The sequence below is a fragment of the Rhizobium grahamii CCGE 502 genome (assembly GCF_000298315.2).
Taxonomy (GTDB): Bacteria; Pseudomonadota; Alphaproteobacteria; order Rhizobiales; family Rhizobiaceae; genus Rhizobium; species Rhizobium grahamii.
Map to the genome: position 1 here is coordinate 197978 of NZ_AEYE02000035.1, position 18793 is coordinate 216770.

An 18793-nucleotide genomic window follows, 5' to 3' on the forward strand; every position below is an offset into this window, starting at 1 on the left:
GGGAGAAACGCGCATGCCAGTCAACGGCCTATCGATCAATCTCGCGACCGTCCGCGAACAGTACAACATGCGGCAGGCCGTCGATGCATGCCTCAGACAGGATATCGTCGCGATCGCTCCATGGCGCGACCAGGTTCACGCGATCGGTCTTGCGGAGGCGTCGCGCATTGTCGCCGAAAACGGATTGAAAGTGACGGGACTATGCCGCGGTGGCATGTTTCCTGCTGGCAATCCAGCGGCCCGCGCCACGGCAATCGACGACAACAGGAAGGCCATCGACGAGGCAGCGGCTCTTAACGCCGACTGCCTCGTCCTTGTTGTCGGTGGTCTGCCTGTCGGATCAAGAAACATCGCCGAGGCCCGCGAGATGGTGGCGGACGGTATCGCCCAGATCCTCCCGCACGCACGCTCCGCCGGCATACCGCTCGCCATCGAACCTCTCCATCCGATGTATGCAGCCGACCGAGCCTGTGTGAATACCCTCGAGCAGGCGCTCGACATCTGCGATCTTCTCGGTGACGGGATAGGTGTCGCAATCGACGTGTACCATGTGTGGTGGGACCCCAAACTCGAACAGCAGATCTCCCGGGCGGGAGCAGCTGGCCGGATCCTCGCCCACCATATCTGCGACTGGCTGGTGCCAACAACGGACCTTTTGCTCGATCGCGGGATGATGGGGGACGGCGTGATCGACCTTAGGGGAATCCGCCGTTCCATTGAGGCCGCCGGCTACCATGGAGCGCAGGAGGTCGAGATCTTTTCGGCAGGGAACTGGTGGAAGCAGCCTGGCGAACAGGTACTTTCGACATGTGTCGAGCGTTTCAGGAGTGTCTGCTGAGCCTGAGAGAGGCGCCGTTAAATACCTGGTTAACCATGATGTTTTTTCGTTACGGAAGCAAATGCGGCTGTTACTTCCGCTATGCATGACGCAATTTTTCCCGGACTTGCGCTTTCGGGCCGTGCTTGCGGGGGGCAAGCTTCGTTCTAGGGACGAAAATCGGTCTTTGAGAGTCGATTCTGTCGCTGCCGCAGTCATTCCGGTCTCCTTCAGAATCCGGATTGGGGGGTGATTTGTCAACCGCAGTTACGACAAATCTTCCCCGTCCGGCGGCTCTGTGGTTCAGGGCCAGGTGAGACGGGTCTGCTCACCGAACGACAACCGTCCTCCGATCGATATCCTGCAGTTCCCCGCGGGGAACTTTCTACTGAATAACCTGATCAATCCTTGCCAAGGACAGGAGACAGCCTTCGCTTAGTCCACGCACGGAACTGTCGCCAACAATCGTTGTCCAGAGGCACGCATGAGACCCTGAGCAGTCGAGGGCGTGCGAGCCATGCCAAGGTTCCCCGCGGGGAACTCTCAAATCGCGACGGCAACTGCCCGATGAACCCTGATCGCGTTGCGGCGCAGCCAGCACAAACCGACGCCTCGCCATTCCCACGGTACGCGCGCCCTATTGGCAGTCAGCGTTGGTCGGCCCGTGTTGTCCATCACGCCGTGAGAAACAGCCCCACTTTCTGCATGCCAACCGGGGCCTCCACCGCAGGCTCAGGGAGACACCGCCATAGCAGACAGGCCATTTTGGTCTGGCACCCTGGCCATTAGTATCATCACCGGATCAAAGCCAACGCGCATCCAGAACCAAACGGGAGCAGGAAACGGTTGCCGCTGAACATTAGCCACTTAAACCGCCCTGCAGAATTCCGACGTCGGTTTCTGGCGCTTCGAACTCAAGCTTGGATCGTTCCCCGCGGGGAACATTCCGACGGGGCCAGCACGTGGCCTCCAAGAGGACTCCGGTTGACATACATAGACGGCCGCCCCCCGAACCTCCAGAAACGGGAGCGTGGTCTGCAATCAACGGTCCTTGGAGCCGTGCGCCAGCGGTGCGGACAACCAAGATCACCGCCGCGCCGCTAATTCTGACAGAATTCAAAAAGCTGCTGCGCGTTCCAGGCGCGTCCAGAAACCGACGACCTCACGCACATCGGCTCTCTCTCACGGTGATCCGGCGACAGGCCCGTTACTGCGACAGCAAAACAAATTCATGGCTCGAAAAGTGCTAACCTGCCGGCGCGGGCGTATCACCAACGTGAGTTCATCCTCGGCAAACTCCAAAACCAGCATGCCATCCTGCGCCGCTCGTCAGCTTCGCGGATCATCTGCACCAGTGCACAGGCAAACAGGTGCCTTCGGGAAAGCCGGCGCGGATGGGACGAGCGTCGTCTCCCGCTTGTCCACACACGCCGTCAACGCAACTGAAATGACGGCGCCTCGGCACACTGGCGTTCGAGCAGCCAGATCAATTCGGGCGCTTGGAAGAAGCAACCGGCCCGACACCAAAATGCAGTGCGCGCAATGCGACCGGACGACTCTAGCGGTTGACGCGCGTCGACAGGATAATCGACGAGAGGGTCTTTTCGACCCCCTCGAGCTCGCCGATCTTGTCAATGACCGTATCGAGCTCGCTGATGGATTCCGCGGCAACGATTGCGATCATGTCGAAGCTGCCGCTAACGGAATAGACGACCCGGACGTGCGCCATCGCCTGCAGCTCAAGCGTCACGCGCCCAAGTGCCTTCGCTGCCAGCGTGATGAGCACATGCGCCTTTATCTGCCCGCTTTCGAAAGAATCGGACAGGCGCACACCGTAGCCGGCAATGACGCCGTCCCGCTCCAGCCGCTCAATCTTCGCCTGGACTGTCGTGCGTGACAGACCAAGCTTGCGGGCCAACATGGCCGTCGGTATGCGGGCATTCTCGCTGAGGATCGACAAAAGTTGCCGATCCTTGTCGCTCATCGTCATATTGACCATCTCCGGCGGCAATCCGCCAAAATAAGGCGGTCATTCTTATCAATATGGCGCTTTGAATCAACCAACCTGACGTGAATAAAAAGGCCATAAAGATTTTTGGATCCAGTTAGGGGAACGCATATGAAAAACATCGTCGTCATCGGTGCCGGCAAGATCGGCTCAACGATTGCCCGCCTTCTCATCCATTCCGGCGACTATCACGTCACGCTTGCCGATCGCAGCAAGCAGCAACTGGAACACATTGAGGCGAATTCCGCCCTCAGCCTGGCGGAAATCGATATCGCTGACCATGCCGCTGTGGTCAAACTGCTCTCCGGCAAATTCGCCGTCCTGAGTGCTGCTCCGTTCCACCTGACTATCGCGATCGCCGAGGCTGCCGCCAAGGCCGGCGTGCACTACCTCGACCTAACTGAAGACGTCGAATCCACCCGCCGCGTCAAGGCGATTGCTGCGAACGCGTCCACCGCCTTCATCCCGCAATGCGGCCTCGCGCCAGGCTTCATCTCGATCGTCGCCAACGATCTTGCCAGCCGCTTCGACAAACTCGATAGCGTCCGGATGCGCGTTGGGGCTTTGCCGCAATATCCGTCGAATGCGCTTAACTACAATCTGACCTGGAGCACCGACGGCGTTATCAACGAATACATCGAGCCGTGCGAAGCGATCGTCGACGGACAATTGATCGAAGTGCCGGCGCTGGAAGAGCGCGAAGAATTCTCGCTCGACGGCGTGACCTACGAAGCCTTCAACACCTCGGGTGGTCTCGGCACGCTCTGCGAGACACTGAAGGGCAAGGTTCGCACGCTGAATTATCGCACCATCCGCTATCCGGGCCACGCCGCCATCATGAAGGCGCTGCTCAGCGATCTCGGCCTGCGCCATCGCCGCGAAGTCCTTAAGGATATCCTCGAGCACGCACTGCCGTCCACGATGCAGGACGTCGTAATCGTCTTTGTTACCGTGTCCGGTTGGAAGAACGGTCGCCTTGTGCAGGAAACCTATGCCAACAAGGTCTACAGCGCCGTTGTTGCCGGCCGCATGATGAGCGCCATCCAGATCACGACCGCCTGCAGCATTTGCGCCGTTCTCGACATGCTCGCCAAGGGCGATCTGCCGGCGAAGGGCTTCATCCGCCAGGAAGATATCGGACTTGATGCGTTCCTGGACAGCCGCTTCGGCCACTACTATGCGCAGAAGGCTTACGGCGAGAAGATTGCTGGCTAAACAATCTTTCGCCAAGAAGCACGCAAGAGAAAACGCCCGGAGACGATCCGGGCGTTTTGCATTCCTCGAAGGCCGAACTTCCGTCGGCCATAGGCAGGCAGCACGCGAAACGGGTAAACCAGCCTCGCGCCGCTGAGGATTAGCCGAGCCGTCGGCAAGCAGCCGCGATACGCTCCAGCGCTTCCTTGAGATCCTGCTCCGCCGAAGCGTAGGAGATCCGGAAGAACGGCGAAAGGCCGAAGGCCGAGCCCGGGACGACGGCGACATTCGCCTCTTCGAGCAGGTAGGTGCAGAACTCGCTGTCCGTCGTGATCGTGCGGCCGGCTTTCGTTGTCCGGCCGAGAATTCCACCGCAGCCGGAGAAGGTGTAGAAGGCGCCCTCGGGCGTGCGGCAATCAAGACCATCGATGGCGTTGAGCCCCGAAACGACCAGATCGCGGCGCCGCCTGAAGCCTTCGGTTCGCTCCGCAAGAAAATCCTGCGGTCCGTTGAGCGCGGCAACAGCCGCCGCCTGGCTGATCGAGGAGGGGCAGGACGTTGCCTGGCTCTGTACGACCGCCATCGCCCTGATCAGCGGCTTAGGGCCGCCGGCATAGCCGATGCGCCAGCCCGTCATCGCGTAGGCTTTGGAGACGCCGTTGATCGTAAGCGTGCGTTCACGCAGACGCGGCTCCAACTGCAACGGCGTGACGAAACGAAAATCGTCGTAGACGATGTGTTCGTACATATCGTCGACCATCAGCCAGAGATGTGGATGCCTGAGGAGCACATCCAGCAACGGTCGGTAGTCATCGGCGCTATAGGCTGCGCCCGATGGATTGGATGGCGAGTTCAACAACAGCCAGCGTGTCCGCGGCGTGATCGCCGCCTCGAGCTTTTCGGCCGTCAGCCGGAAGCCGCTTTCCGCGTCGCAAGGGACAAGAACCGGCTTGCCTTCGCAGATCTGGACGATGTCGGAATAGGACGTCCAGTAGGGCGTGGGGATGATAACCTCGTCGCCGGCATCAATCGTCGCCATCATCGCGTTGAAGAGGATCTGCTTTGCACCGGTGGCGACCGTTATCTCGCTCACGTCGAAACAAACATCGTTCTCGCGCTGAAACTTGGTGCGGATCGCTTCCTTCAGCGCCGGCGTGCCGTCGAGCGCGGTATATTTGGTCTCCCCACGCTGCATGGCGTTCCAGGCTGCCTGCTTGACATGGTCGGGCGTTTCGAAATCGGGTTCACCGGCACCAAGCACGATGACCGGCTTGCCTTGCCGCTTCATGGCCGCGGCGCGTGCACCGATCTGCAGGATCTCGGAGACACCGATAGAAGATATCCTCGAGGCGGGCCGAAAACCCGCCTCCCCAATTTTCACATCGATCGTCATATCAGCTCCTATTCGATTTCGAAGGAGACGCCCTGCGCAAGCGGCAGAGCCCTGGAGTAGTTCACCGTGTTGGTGGCACGGCGCATGTAAGCCTTCCACGCGTCGGAGCCAGACTCGCGGCCGCCGCCGGTTTCCTTCTCACCACCAAACGCGCCGCCGATTTCGGCACCCGAAGTCCCGATGTTGACGTTGGCGATGCCGCAATCGGATCCGTCGGCCGAGAGGAAACGCTCGGCTTCGCGAAGGTCCAGCGTGAAGATCGACGAGGAGAGACCAGCGCCGACGGCGTTGTGGTCTTCGATCACCTTGTCGAAGTCGGTGTATTTCATCACGTAAAGGATTGGCGCGAACGTTTCTTCCAGCACTGGGCCGACCTGCGCGGGCATTTCCACCAGCGCCGGCTTGACGTAGTAAGCTTTGTCGTGGGGCATTGCGACGCGCTCACCGCCGTTGACGGCGCCGCCATGGGCCTTCGCCTCGCCAAGCGCCTTCTGCATGCCGTCGAAGGCAAGCTTGTCAATCAGCGGACCGACAAGCGCCGTCGTTTCGAGCGGGTTGCCGACCGAGACATTGGCATAGGCTTTCTTCAGGCGCGGCACGAGCTGGTCGTAGACGCTTTCGTGCACGAAGAGACGGCGAAGCGTCGTGCAACGCTGGCCTGCCGTGCCCATGGCGCCAAAGGCGATGGCGCGCAGCGCCATGTCGAGATCGGCAGACGGGCAGACGATACCCGCGTTGTTACCGCCGAGCTCGAGGATCGAACGGGCAAAGCGGCGCGCCAGCCGCGGACCGACTTCCCGGCCCATGCGGGTCGAGCCCGTCGCGGATACCACCGGTACCTTCGGATGATCGACCAGAATCTCGCCGACGGCACGATCGCCGATCAGCACTTCGCTCAGACCCTCCGGGGCGTCGCCGAAACGGGCAATGGCACGCTGCAGGATCGTCTGCGAAGCGAGCGCGGTCAGCGGCGTCTTCTCCGAAGGTTTCCAGACGACGGCATTGCCGCAAACCAACGCCAGCGCACCGTTCCAGGCCCAGACGGCAACCGGGAAGTTGAAGGCGGAGATCACACCGACGACACCGAGGGGATGCCAGGTTTCCATCATCCGATGGCCGGGGCGTTCGGTTGCGATCGTCAAGCCGTAGAGCTGGCGGGACAGACCGACGGCGAAATCGCAGATGTCGATCATTTCCTGCACTTCACCAAGACCTTCGGACGGGATTTTGCCGGCCTCGATCGACACCAGTCGGCCAAGCTCCGTCTTCACCGCGCGCAGTTCCTCGCCGAGCAGGCGAACGAGTTCGCCGCGCTTGGGCGCGGGAACCAGGCGCCAGGCCTGAAAAGCGCGGGCGGCTTTTTCGATCTTCGCGGTCGCGGCATCACGGCTGTCCGTCTTCAGGGCTGCGAGCTGTTCACCCGTGACCGGGCTGTAAGAGGCCATGTCTCCGCCGGTGTAGAGCGCCTTGTCGACGCCGATCTTGTCGAGAAGTGCGACGGTTTCCTGGGTCACATTCACTGTTCTTGCTGCGATGGTCATGTGAAAAACTCTCTGTGATGTACTGGAGGATTGTCGGTTTCAGCTCGCTTTATTCAGCCGCTTGCGCCGCAGTCAGAAGGGCGCGGCACTCAGCGATCGATTGCGCCTCGATACCGGCGTAGTGGTCGAATTCGTTGAGAACCGAGGCACCGAGATCGCGCTCGAAGCGCTGCTGGTTAGGGTTTGCGGTAAAATCCTGAGCCGCCTCGTCGCCGAGGTTGGATTGGAAGATGCCAGCCGCGCTGACGGGCAGGAAGTCCTCATAGACGATCGGGTCGAAGCAGACGAGACCATCCGCCACGAGTTGATCAATGCTCACATCAGCCGGGGCAATCGTGCTTTGGCCCTTTGGGGTGAGCGAGTAACGGAAGTAACCAAGGCCCTGGTCGCGAATTTCGGCCCAACTGTCAGGGAAAGGCACGAACGCATCGGCGAGCGCCTTTTCATAAGCTCTCGCGTTCGAGCCATCGGCTGCCGGGCGCACGATCTTGCGTGACCCCGTCAGAAGCTTGTCGTAAAGGCCACGGCCCTTCGGGGTCAGGGCGATACCACGGCTTTCGATTTCCCCGAAGCGAGCCGTATGCGTCCCTTGCTGCCAGGTCCCATCCGCATCCTGGAAGGAGACGGCTTCCTCGAGCGCCTTGAACGACGTCTGCCGCAACAGAATGGCACAGCGCCGGCTTGGCGGCCCCTCGACAACGGCCTTTGGCGCAATGCCATATTCTGGCATCAGGCGCTGCACTTCGTCGATATCGAGGGTACGCGGCGTCAGGTGATTGATGTGCGGGCCCTTGAAGGAGACAACATCGGCGATCAGCCGGTGCGCATCGTGCAGGCGCTTGTACATGGCGAGGTCGACATTGGCCTGATTATGCCAACGGAAAGTCTCCAGAACCTCGGCAACGAAGCGCTTGGCATCGTCCGCGTCGAGACCGCCTTGCTGTTCGGCCTTTTCCGTCAGTTCGGCAGCACTGGCGGTGAAGATCTTACGCTTATGCAGGATCGTCTCGGCTTCGGCGCGAAGTGCCTCGTCAGCAATCAGATCGAGACGCAGGAGAGAGGTGAAGACGCGGAACGGATTGCGCTTCAAGGCCGCATCGCCCACCGGCCGGAACGCGGTGGAATGGACCGGCACCCCGGCCTCGCTAAGGTCGTAGTAGCCGACTGGAAACATGCCCATAACGGCGAAGACGCGCCGCATCATCGCAAGTTCTGCAGCCGTTCCAAGACGAATGGCGCCGTGTCGCTCTTCCGATACACGCTCCAGGGAATCGGTTTCTTCCAGCCGCCGCTTAAGCGCCGGATCGGCGTCAAGCATTGCCGTGTTCACCCTGGCCACGATATTCATCAGCGTGCCGTAGGCCGGCACCTCGGTCCGATACATGGCTGACATGGCCGCGGAAAATGCAGAGCGGATGCTGCAGGAGGACACGAAACTTCTGGTCGACATATTTATCTCACAGTGCCAGTTGGAAGAGTTCATTCTGAATTGCGATCATATCGCGCGTGGAGTAGATGAATAACGATAAATGAAGCTAAGATGATGCGGTTTCGGAATGACTTTGCCTCGAAAGCTTATGCCTGACTTGACTACACTGCAGTCCTTCGAGTCGGCCGCCCGCCACGGCAACTTCACCACGGCAGCCCTCGAACTGAACCTGACGCAGAGCGCCGTCAGCCGGCAAATCAAGGACCTTGAAACGCAGCTCGGTGTCCTCCTGTTCGAACGCGTGCGGCAGCGAGCGATCCTGTCGGAAGCCGGCAAGCGGCTTTTGCCGGAGGCACGGCGTCTGTTGCACCAGACGGAAGAGATGATGATCCGGGCGGCCTCCGGCGCCACGGCAACCCTTTCGCTCGCCACCTTGCCGACATTCGGCAGCCGCTGGCTGACGCCTCGGCTGCCAAATTTTCTGGCGACCCATCCAGGTTCCCTCGTCGACATAGCCTCGCGCTCAGAGCCGTTCGACTTTGAGGAGGAAGGCTTTGATCTTGCCATTCACTACGGCCAGCCGATCTGGGCACGCGCAACCTGCACTTTTCTCTGCGACGAAAAGATCGTTCCGGTTGCCAGCCCGAGCCTGCTGCAATCTGATCCAGTCGCGAGCGCAGCGGAACTTGTAGACAAGCCTCTCCTGCATCTGGCGACGCGCCCGAGACTTTGGCGCCAGTGGTTCGAACACTGCGACATCGACGCCGATCCGTCTTATCGGGGCAACCGGTTCGACCAGTTTTCGATGATCATCGAAGCAGCCTCAGTGGCACTGGGGTTTGCGCTTCTGCCACTATATCTAATCGAACAGGAGCTGAGCTCCGGAAAACTGAAAATCGTTGTCGACCGACCGATGTCGACCGAGAACAACTACTATGTGGTGACGCCGGATGGTAAGCGAGAACACGCGCTCGGCCTGGCGTTCACGGCTTGGCTCCTCTCACAGGTAGGAAATAAGGACGCCATTCAATCGTGAGCGACGAGCCGACACCACCCGATATCCCGACAGCACGGATGCTGAGCTGGGCCAGAAATTCGACGATTTATCGACTCGAGCGACAGATGATGACGGAACGGCAGCTGTTCGATGCCATCATCCGCAAGGCGAAACAAAAATTCACAGACATCAGCGAGGTGCAACTCAAGGCGATCGCGGACTCGGCTGTCGCGTTCGCCTATGAGCATGCGGGCCTGAACGATACTGCCTATGCTGAAATCAGGACGCGCTCCGGGGTTCGCAGTGGCAGATCGAAGCGACACATCGCTCAGAAACTGTCACAGAAGGGTGTCGATCGAGAAACCATCAAGGCCGCGCTCGATGAAGCAGACGACTTGCTGGCGGCCGTGGTCTTTGCGCGCAGACGCGCCTTCGGGCCATTTCGGCGAGGCGACGGCGATCGGGACCGCGTGATCAAGGAGATGGCGGCGTTCGCACGCAACGGTTTCAGCATCGAGATGGGCAGGGCTGTTCTTGGTATGAGCCGCGAAGAGGCGGAAGACGTTGTGATCGCGCGATCTCGATAGTTCTTTCCTATGCAGTAGAACCCCAGCGGGCCGTGCAGGTCAGAGTAATGCTGTGGGGGCCTTCGAGTTCGGCGTCATGGCGCTCGATAAGCTCCATGACGGCATCGATGAAGGCCACATGGTCGAGGCTCAGCGTCGTCAAATCGTTGCAGTCCCATGCCGCCATCGCGATCCCGTCCTGTCCGACGATGGCAATATCATCGGGCGTGTTCTTCCCGAGCACACGCCGTGCCGCATCGCGCGCACCGATCGCCATGACGTCGTTGCCGCAGATGATCGCATCCACCTTGGCGCGGTGAAGAAGCAAAACAGATTCCTTGAAACCGGAATCGTAACTGTAGTCACCGAAGGCCTCGGCCTGTAGCGTCAGGCCGCGCCTGGCAAGCGCGTCAACGAACCACTTGCGGCGCAGCTTGTCGATCCAGCTGGATTTCGTGCCCGAAAGGTAAGCGAAGCGCTTCTTTCCGTCGCTCGCGATCTTGTCGATGATTTCGTCAGCGGCGGCCGATCCGTCTATCCGGACGCTTGAGACCTTCTCATTGTCGAGCGGTTCAAAGGAGACCATGATCGGCTTGGTCGTATGGAATATGTCGACGGCGTCCTGCATCGAGACCATGTCGGAGAAGATGACAACGTGATCCACCTGATAGGTCGAGGCAAGTCGCATGAGTTGCAGCCGATCATCATGATCGGCGCAGCACAGGATGATTGGCAAAAGTTGCCTGGCCTGCAGCCGATGGACGAGAAGTTGCTGTTCTTCTGCTTCGCACGGATTGCCGATCGCGTTGACCACCAGCGCCACCAGGCGCGATCGCTGGTTGTTGAGTGAGCGGGCAATGGCGTTTGGCTGATAGCCATGCTCGCGAGCAACGGCCAGGATGCGGTCGCGAGTTGCGCTTCCGATCCTGGAGTCGGGTGAGAAGGCTCGCGAGATCGTAGCAGACGACACCCCGGCGAGCTTTGCCAGTTCCTTCGAGGTGATGCGTCGCTTGTTCATTCCAATATTCCACGCCTATGGCGCGGCTATCCTGACGGGCACACCGTCTGCCGCAGCCGATTCCTTGATTGCATCCCAGAGCCTAGCGAATCGCAGGCCCATTTCAACGGAGCCGGTGTTTTCCATTGTCCCGTCGCGAATGGCGAGGAAGTTTTTCATCGGATTGCCGAGAATTTCCGCCTCTTCTCGCGGCTGGGCATTGCGCCCGACGCTGATCTCGCGCCATCCGCCCCAGGCATCGATGCAAACGATTGCTTTCGAATAGAAGAAGGTAATGTAGGAAGCGCAGCCGGGAGGACCCTCGCCAGCAGCCGTCAGCGTCGCCAGCGCGCCGTTCTTGAGGCGGGCCGAGACGGCGGTGGCAATGTCGACCTCCTTGCCGTGATTGTTCATATAGGCCGATACGCTCTCGAAATCCGAATTGGCCAGCAGACAGACAGTGTTCATCATATGGGCGCCGGTGTCGAACATGAAACCGCCGCCTGAAATCTCTGGTTGTTGCTTCCAATGACCGTCATAGTTGCCGGACCAGCTCTCCCAGATCATCCCAGATATTGCAATCAGCTGGCCGAACTCCCCGTCAAGCGCCCGTTTGCGCGTATCGATCACCAGGGGCGAAAGACTGCCCTGGAAAGCGGTTACGATGATCACACCGCTCTTCTTCTGCGCCCCAATCAGCCGCTCGGCTTCCGCCACCGTCGTCACCATTGGCTTCTCAAGGAAGAGATCCAGGCCAACTTCCGCGACAGCCGTTGCCTGCTCACCATGAAACGCATGTGGCGTGGAGACGTAGATGATATCAAGCTCGTCACGGCAGGAAGCCAGCATCTCTCGGTAGTCGTCGAAGCTCTTCGGCGCGGCTGCTCCAGCGGCAACGCATACGTCGATCAGGCGCTTTCGAGAGGCAGAAATCGGATCGGCAAGCGCGACAAATTCGATCTCGGGCATGCGTGCCCAGCTTGCCGCATACTCGGCCGCCTTCAGGCCTGCGCCAATGACGCCAAGCCGCAATTTTCGTGACATGCAACATCCTCCCAAATGCAGTGTGCATACGGTTACACAAATGAACCATTGAAGACAACATTTATTAAATCATCATTTTCAATGCGTTACGGCTTCTCAAAAATGGACTCAAAAACCATCTTGCCAGCAAATGGAATGCGTGTACATTTTTGACTGTGGTGCTGGAGGGCGCCGCGAACCAAAAGGGAGGACTTCCGTTGAAGAAGACGGTCATTGGTGGCCTGTGCGCCATTCTGCTTGGCGCTGTTTCCACGCTGGCGCATGCCGAGACAATCCGAATTGCCAATCACGGTCAGGCCGGCATCGACGCCATGAAGTCGACGGTCGAGAAGATCGAAAAGAAATACGGTGTGACCGTCGAGGTCGTCGAATACCCTGCGCCTGACAAGGACTATCTGACGAAGCTGTTGACCGAACTCGGCGCCGGCAACGCCCCGGACCTCTTTTCCATCCCCACGACGGCCGCTGTCGCTGACATGGTCGAGGCCGGTTACCTCGCGCCGGTGACCAAGGAAATCAAGGCATGGGACGGCTACGCCAATTTCTATGATGTCGCCAAGCAGCTGGCCGTCAGCCCGGATGGCGAAACCTATGTAATGCCGTTCATGCTTGGCATTCAGGAAATCTATTATCGCAAGGACGTTCTCGATAAAGCCGGCATCTCGACCGAGCAGCCGAAGACCTGGAAGGAACTGCTCGATCGCGCCGCTGAAATCAAGAAAAAGACCGGGGCCTATGGTCTGCTCTTCCCGGCTGGCGTTTCCTGGGGAAGCGGCGCGTTCGATGAAGGCTTCCAGCATCTGGTCGTCGGTTCCAAGACGCCGCAGCTCGTCGATGCCGACGGTAAGCTCGATTTGAATGGGGAGGGCATCAAGGATGTCTTTGATGTCTACAAGCAGCTGATCGACAATGACCTGATGCCGACGCAGCCGTTGCTTGGTCCAGAGCCCTGGGTTGTGCCGAAGTATCAGATGTTCCCGGCCGGAAAACTGGCCGCAACCACTTGCGGTTCCTGGTGCTACATTTTCGACTGGGGTCGTGAAAGCAAGAACCCCATTCCTGAGGTGACCAAGGTCGTCGGCACGTGGACTGTTCCCGGCCAGACGGGCGGTCAGTATGTTCTCGCCAACTTGGCAGCTCCATGGGCCATCAGCTCGAAGTCCGCCAACGTGGAACTCGCAAAGAAGGCGCTGATGGAGATTGGCTCGGTAGAGACGCAGGTCTCTTATGCGGCCCGTATCGGCAACATCCCGTCCAGCAAGGATGCGGCCAAGAACGCCGACTTCAAGAAGCTGACTGAACTCGTTCCGATCCATGCCGCAGCGGAGAACGGCACTTTCCTTAAGCAGGCTTCCGGCTTCGGCACCGTTTCCGAAGGCGTTGCCCGCGCGACAGAAGCGCTGCTGCGCAAGGAAACCGATGCTGCTGGCGCACAGAAAATCCTGGTCGACTACGTCAAGGAAACGCTCGGCGACGATGTCGTAAAGTAAGCATAGGCCTGCTCATTGCGAGGGAGACGCGGGCCCGCCCGCGTTTCCAGATTTCCCTTCCGAAATGAGTTATAGAGCTTTCAATGGCCAGAAACGTCCATGAAAAGCGCGCCGAACGGCAGCTTCTTCTGATCCTGCTGCCCTCGGTTGCACTGCTTCTGGCCTTCGTGATCTATCCCGCGCTTTACTCCGTCTACCTAAGCTTCACCAATGAAGCGCTGACTGGGGCTGCCGCACTGCGGCCGCGCTTCGTCGGCATTCGCAACTATGCGCGGCTTCTGAACGACGCGAAGTTCTGGAACTCCTTGCTCGTCACCTTTCTGTTTGTCGTCGGCTCCGCAGTTATCGGACAATTCGTGCTCGGCCTCGTCTCGGCGATGGCGCTGCGTCGTCGCATCCATTTCCGTCGCCTCTTCTCTTCGATCATCCTTCTTCCGAACGCAGCGCCGGAAGTCGTTGCAGGCTTCATGTGGATTTCGATGCTGGCCGGAGGCGAGCAGGCAACGCTCAGCCGCATCGTCAGCTTCTTCGGCGTGACACCGGCCGACTGGCTGCAGGTCTTTCCGCTGTCGATGATCATCATCGTCAACACGTGGCGCGGCATCGCGACGGCGATGATCCTGTTGACTGCTGGTCTGAGCACCATCCCAAATGAGATCTATGAGGCCGCACGTATGGATGGCGCAACGCCATCGCAGATGTTCCGCCGCATCACCTTGCCGCTGATGATGCCGACGATCCTGCTCTACATGCTGATATCCGCCGTATCGACTATCGCCGTCTTCGGCCTCGTCTACGCGCTGACCCGGGGCGGCCCCGGCGGGGCGACGGAGCTGGTCAGCATCTACATCTACAATCAATCCTTTACAGCATTCCAACTCGGTTACGGAGCAGCGGTCGCCGTCGTCGCACTTCTGATCTCGCTGGTTCTCGGCGTCGGCTATGTCAGGGCCATGAAGGTGGAAGTCTAAGATGGCGGTAATCTCCCCGAGCGAAAATGCCAACAAGACCCGATCGGACCTGCTTGCCTACGCAACGCTGTCGCTGATCTCGATCTTTTGCGCCGTTCCCTTCTTCTGGGTGCTTCTCGCATCCTTCGACGGCAACGCGCAGCTGTTCCTTCGCTGGCCCGGGCAATGGAGCTTTGCGAACTACTTGCGCGTCTTCACCAAGGAGGACGGCGCGAAGTGGCTGTTCAACTCGCTCTTCGTCGTCGGTGGAGCGACCGTGCTGGTGATGGTGCTGGCCGGCCTTGGCGGCTACGCCCTGTCGCGAACCCGAGCTTGGTGGAAGCTGCCGTTTCTCTATGCCATCCTATTGATCCGTGTCCTTCCGCCGACGGCGCTCGTTGTGCCGCTCTACAAGTTCCTTTTGACATTGAACAATGCTGAAGGTGCCATTCTGAGGCCGATCTTCGGCGATTACACTCGGCCGATCATGCGCTGGACCGGTTTCATCGATGGCTATCTCGGCTTGATCCTCGTGCTCGCGACAATGCAGCTGCCATTGGCCCTGTGGATCATGAAGACGTTCTTCGACGGCCTGCCACGCGACTACGAAGAGGCGGCGCTGATGGACGGCGCGACACTCATACAGCGCATTCGCCGAGTGCTCATCCCCTTGGCGCTCCCGGGACTGGCCGCCGCCGGACTGTTCGCCTTCATGTCGGCCTGGGGCGACTTCCTGCTGCCGCTGATTTTCCTCTCTTCGCCGGAATTGCAGACCCTGCCACTCGGCCTGTTCCGCGCATTCCTGCGCATCAACGAGATCGACTATGGGCTGCTTGCGGCGCTCGCCTTTATCTACCTCCTGCCGGCAGTCGTCGCCTTCGGCTTTGCACGTCGTTTCCTCGTGCAGACATTTGCCGGCGGCGTCAAAGGCTGACACCAGAAAAGAGCTCTACCATGATCAATCTCAGGAACGTTCGAAAATTCTATGGTGCATTGGAGGTCATCAAGGGGGTCGACATCACCGTGGAAGACGGCGAGTTCGCGGTTTTTGTCGGCCCGTCCGGCTGCGGAAAGTCCACCTTGCTTCGGATGATCGCCGGACTTGAGGGTATTGACGACGGCGACCTCATCCTGAACGGCACGCGCATCAATGATGTTTCGCCGGACAAACGCGGGATCGCCATGGTGTTCCAGTCATACGCGCTTTATCCGCATATGACTGTTGCAGAGAACATAGGTTTTTCACTGAGCCTGAAGAAGGTTCCGGAGGCAGATATCCGCCGTCAGGTGAACGCCGTCGCCGAGATCCTGCAACTCACAGACTACCTCGACCGCCGTCCCGCTGCTCTGTCCGGCGGACAGCGACAGCGCGTTGCGATCGGTCGGGCCATCATCAAGAAGCCCTCATTGATTCTTTTTGACGAACCCTTGTCCAACCTCGATTCCGCCCTGCGCGTTCAGATGCGTGCCGAGCTTCAGCGGTTGCACCGGGAACTGAAGGCGACCGTCGTCTATGTTACGCATGATCAGGTCGAGGCCATGACCATGGCTGACCGTATCGTCGTTCTCAACAAGGGGGTCGTTGCCCAACAGGGAGCGCCTATGACCCTCTATCACCGGCCCGATAATGAATTCGTCGCGACCTTCATCGGCTCGCCGAAGATGAACACGCTTCCGGTGATAATCACCAGGCCGGTTGCCGGCACGCTTCGCGCCGAAACCCCGCTCGGCCTGTCGCTGGAGCTTGCCGACCCCGATGGGACGATCGGGCCTGGCAACGCGACACTGGGCATAAGGCCGGAACACCTGAAGATTGCAGCAGAGGGAACCGGTGCTCTTACTGCCGAAGTCATTATCGTCGAACGCCTGGGTGTCGAAACGTACATGACCGTTGGTTCGCCCGAGCAACCGATCGTCGTTCGCGCAGAAGGGGACATTGCCCTTCGCCCCGGCGATCGCGTCTCACTCTCAGCCGACGCATCCGCATGCCACCTGTTTGATTCCACCGGTCGGATCATCCGACCGGCAACCGCTTCATAACATCGAGGATCCCATGACAATCAAGGTTACCATCTGGAACGAAGGCCGCCATGAGCAACTGCACAAGGAGGTTCAGGACATTTATCCCGACCGTATTGACGGCGCGATTGCGACAGGGATCGACAATGCCGACTTCGAGATACGCCGGGGAACGCTCGATGACCCGCATGAGGGATTGCCGGACAATCTTCTCAACGACACCGATGTCCTACTGTGGTGGGGGCATATGGCGCATCAAGAGGTAAGTGACGCCCTGATCGACCGGATCCAGCAACGTGTCCTAAAGGGAATGGGTCTGCTCGTTCTCCATTCCGGCCATCACTCGAAGTTGTTCCGCCGTTTGATGGGAACGAACGCAAACCTTTCGTGGCGCGAAACGCCACAAGGCGATCTCGAGCGGGTATGGGTCGTTGATCCATCCCATCCGATCGCCGAGGGGCTGCCCCCTTATTTCGAAGTCAATGCTTCCGAAATGTATGGCGAACCCTTCGACATTCCTCAACCCGACGAACTGGTTTTCATCTCGTGGTACTCTGGGGGTGAGGTGTTCCGCAGCGGATGCACATTCCGACGTGGCCGCGGCCGCATCTTCTTCTTCAGTCCTGGGCACGAGACTTATCCGATCTACCACGACAAGACCGTGCACAAGGTGATTTCCAACGGGATCCGCTGGGCGACGCAGTCCCATACCGATGGCCGGATCCTCGAGAACTGGCACAGGGCCGTACCGCTTCACGAGCGCCCTGCATAAAAAGTCTTTGGACATTAAAGACCGGCCCTTCTGGGGTCGGTCTAAGATCCTCAGCACACGCAGGCGGCCCCATCTTCCTGGCCGCTTCGAGAGCAATTCTACGTTGCGACCTATTCGCATCGTGTCCGATCCGGTGGCCAGGCATCGATCTTCTCTCCAGCACATCCAGCTGTTCAGGCTTATTCGAGACACGAGGTCGAGCTCACCCGGTCCGGCGCGATCCGGCCCCTCGTGCACGAACCAGTGCCATCAACATTGGACCGATCGAGAACTCGCCGCGCTCTGCCCTTCGCGTCAGATCACGCAGATAGGCGCCAGCTGAATTGATGTGTCCGCCCCGTTCGAGAATGCACGCCATAACGGTTGCCGCGTTTTCCGCTCCCATCGTGTTGCACGCGTCCTCGTACGCTGACGCGCTGACACCGAGGGTGCCCCGCACCACAACCGCTGCTGCCATCATATCTCGCCAACTGGTAATCGAGCCACCCGGGCCATAGCTTGCCATATCCGGGCAGGCCTGCAGAACCATTGCGAGCGGGAAGGACTTTAGACCCGAATTGTCGTTTCCGGAGCGGTCCTGCGGATTGAACCCACTTAGCCCACCTGATCTCTGTCTCGTCCTTTCAGCAGGTGGCTCAATCGTGGACGCCGGATTTGCCTCCTGCTTTGTTTCAAAAGCTGGTTCAAGATCAAAAGTAGAGTCGGGGTTTGAATTATGTATGTGCCGTTCATTTCGGGCGGGATTGCCGCTCGTTTTCTTTGATTTCAGCAATGTTTCCAGTCTGTTGGCAATATCGTCACGCAAGATCTGCATCGCCTCCAGCGCTGCGGCTATTTCATCGGCTGTCGGCGTTCTCGGCAGGGCGTCGACAAGTTCACGGAAATAGGTGAAGGCGGTTTCCCAGTCTCCCGGAAGTTCCTCGTCGATCGCGGTCTCGATCAGTTTGGAAACATCCCGGCGGCAGAGGGTGAATTGCTCCCGCAGTCTTTGCAGGTGCAGCCGCTGCTCTGCGACCTCAGCTGCGAGCGCCTCGATTTCCTCGGCACGGACGATCAAGGGTGCGAGGGAGAAGCCGAACGCATCTCCGACCGCCCCCCCCTTGTTTCTGCGGGCGTACCGCTTTCCATTCGGACTATCCTTGCGGATGATCAGGCCGGCCTCGACAAGCACGGCGAGATGGCGGCGGATCGTCTGCTCGGCCATGCCATGCGAACGCAGTGACAACTGGCTGTTTGACGGGAACACGATAAGCCCGTTTTCCTCGGACAGGAGGCCTGCCGGGTAGAAGCTCAGCAAGGCGTTGAGGACCGCCAGCGCCCGGTCGGTTACGCCGAGCAGTGGCTTTGCTTCGCAAAGCGCCCTGTAGATCTTCCATTTGTCGACCGATCGATCGGGCTTGAGTTCGCTCGCGGCCTTCTGGCTGGAGAGCATGCCAAGTGTCATCGACCGCCGCCCGAAAGGCGTCGTCACATGTCCTGTTTCCATCACCTTCACCTTGACGAAGGCAAAAGAAATCCACTCACCAAAGAGGTGCCCATACTTGACAGGGATTCACGGAAATGCGATTCTCTAGCT

Annotated in this window: 16 protein-coding genes; 9 read left to right on the forward strand and 7 right to left on the reverse strand. The window is 59.4% G+C overall.

Annotated features, from left to right (window positions below; all coding sequences use genetic code 11):
* Positions 1–13 precede the first annotated feature (13 nt).
* Entirely contained in the window at positions 14–838 is an 825-nt protein-coding gene (locus tag RGCCGE502_RS28340) for a sugar phosphate isomerase/epimerase family protein (protein WP_016557651.1), read from the forward strand.
* Positions 839–2375: 1537 nt separating this feature from the next.
* On the opposite strand, the gene RGCCGE502_RS28345 is transcribed toward RGCCGE502_RS28340, so the two are convergent.
* Positions 2376–2807, reverse strand: a complete 432-nt coding sequence (locus RGCCGE502_RS28345; protein ID WP_016557652.1) for an Lrp/AsnC family transcriptional regulator — start codon at positions 2805–2807, stop codon at positions 2376–2378.
* Between the two features lie 129 nt (positions 2808–2936).
* Here RGCCGE502_RS28345 and RGCCGE502_RS28350 point away from each other — a divergent pair, with 129 nt between their 5' ends.
* The gene (locus tag RGCCGE502_RS28350; RefSeq protein ID WP_016557653.1) at positions 2937–4040 is read left to right on the forward strand and encodes a saccharopine dehydrogenase family protein; all 1104 of its coding nucleotides are present in this window, start codon (positions 2937–2939) and stop codon (positions 4038–4040) included.
* Positions 4041–4179: 139 nt separating this feature from the next.
* Here RGCCGE502_RS28350 and RGCCGE502_RS28355 read toward each other — a convergent pair whose 3' ends face one another.
* Genes RGCCGE502_RS28355 through hglS form a run of 3 tightly spaced genes read right to left on the reverse strand, consistent with a single transcriptional unit; the run spans position 4180 to position 8403 of the window.
* Positions 4180–5412: a pyridoxal phosphate-dependent aminotransferase gene (locus RGCCGE502_RS28355; protein ID WP_016557654.1), complete on the reverse strand. Its 1233-nt coding sequence runs from the start codon at positions 5410–5412 to the stop codon at positions 4180–4182.
* 8 nt (positions 5413–5420) lie between these two features.
* Positions 5421–6953, reverse strand: coding sequence for an L-piperidine-6-carboxylate dehydrogenase (amaB, locus tag RGCCGE502_RS28360; RefSeq protein ID WP_016557655.1), 1533 nt, complete (start codon positions 6951–6953; stop codon positions 5421–5423).
* 49 nt (positions 6954–7002) lie between these two features.
* Entirely contained in the window at positions 7003–8403 is a 1401-nt protein-coding gene (hglS, locus tag RGCCGE502_RS28365) for a 2-oxoadipate dioxygenase/decarboxylase HglS (protein ID WP_016557656.1), read from the reverse strand.
* Positions 8404–8509: 106 nt separating this feature from the next.
* Between hglS and RGCCGE502_RS28370 the strand changes: the two genes are divergently transcribed.
* Positions 8510–9418, forward strand: coding sequence for a LysR family transcriptional regulator (locus tag RGCCGE502_RS28370; RefSeq protein WP_040675826.1), 909 nt, complete (start codon positions 8510–8512; stop codon positions 9416–9418).
* Entirely contained in the window at positions 9415–9966 is a 552-nt protein-coding gene (recX, locus tag RGCCGE502_RS28375; RefSeq protein ID WP_016557658.1) for a recombination regulator RecX, read from the forward strand. The genes RGCCGE502_RS28370 and recX overlap by 4 nt, the downstream gene beginning before the upstream one ends.
* Before the next feature lie 7 nt (positions 9967–9973).
* On the opposite strand, the gene RGCCGE502_RS28380 is transcribed toward recX, so the two are convergent.
* Together RGCCGE502_RS28380 and RGCCGE502_RS28385 are read right to left on the reverse strand one after the other, a co-directional pair.
* Positions 9974–10963: a LacI family DNA-binding transcriptional regulator gene (locus RGCCGE502_RS28380; RefSeq protein ID WP_016557659.1), complete on the reverse strand. Its 990-nt coding sequence runs from the start codon at positions 10961–10963 to the stop codon at positions 9974–9976.
* A 15-nt stretch (positions 10964–10978) separates the two neighbouring features.
* The gene (locus tag RGCCGE502_RS28385; RefSeq protein ID WP_016557660.1) at positions 10979–11986 is read right to left on the reverse strand and encodes a Gfo/Idh/MocA family protein; all 1008 of its coding nucleotides are present in this window, start codon (positions 11984–11986) and stop codon (positions 10979–10981) included.
* A 197-nt stretch (positions 11987–12183) separates the two neighbouring features.
* On the opposite strand from RGCCGE502_RS28385, the gene RGCCGE502_RS28390 reads away from it, so the two are divergent.
* From RGCCGE502_RS28390 to RGCCGE502_RS28410, 5 genes are all read left to right on the forward strand, one after another.
* On the forward strand, positions 12184–13476 hold the full coding sequence (locus RGCCGE502_RS28390; protein ID WP_016557661.1) for an ABC transporter substrate-binding protein: 1293 nt from the start codon (positions 12184–12186) through the stop codon (positions 13474–13476).
* Positions 13477–13559: 83 nt separating this feature from the next.
* A complete protein-coding gene (locus tag RGCCGE502_RS28395; protein WP_016557662.1) occupies positions 13560–14447 on the forward strand; it encodes a carbohydrate ABC transporter permease in 888 nt (295 codons plus the stop codon).
* A 1-nt stretch (position 14448) separates the two neighbouring features.
* Positions 14449–15360: a carbohydrate ABC transporter permease gene (locus RGCCGE502_RS28400; RefSeq protein ID WP_016557663.1), complete on the forward strand. Its 912-nt coding sequence runs from the start codon at positions 14449–14451 to the stop codon at positions 15358–15360.
* Between the two features lie 20 nt (positions 15361–15380).
* On the forward strand, positions 15381–16466 hold the full coding sequence (locus RGCCGE502_RS28405) for an ABC transporter ATP-binding protein (RefSeq protein ID WP_016557664.1): 1086 nt from the start codon (positions 15381–15383) through the stop codon (positions 16464–16466).
* 13 nt (positions 16467–16479) lie between these two features.
* Complete coding sequence (locus tag RGCCGE502_RS28410; protein ID WP_016557665.1) at positions 16480–17217, forward strand: ThuA domain-containing protein; 738 nt, start codon at positions 16480–16482, stop codon at positions 17215–17217.
* A 202-nt stretch (positions 17218–17419) separates the two neighbouring features.
* Here the strand turns inward: RGCCGE502_RS28410 and repC are convergent, their stop codons facing one another.
* On the reverse strand, positions 17420–18703 hold the full coding sequence (gene repC, locus RGCCGE502_RS28415; RefSeq protein ID WP_016557666.1) for a plasmid replication protein RepC: 1284 nt from the start codon (positions 18701–18703) through the stop codon (positions 17420–17422).
* Positions 18704–18793 lie beyond the last annotated feature (90 nt).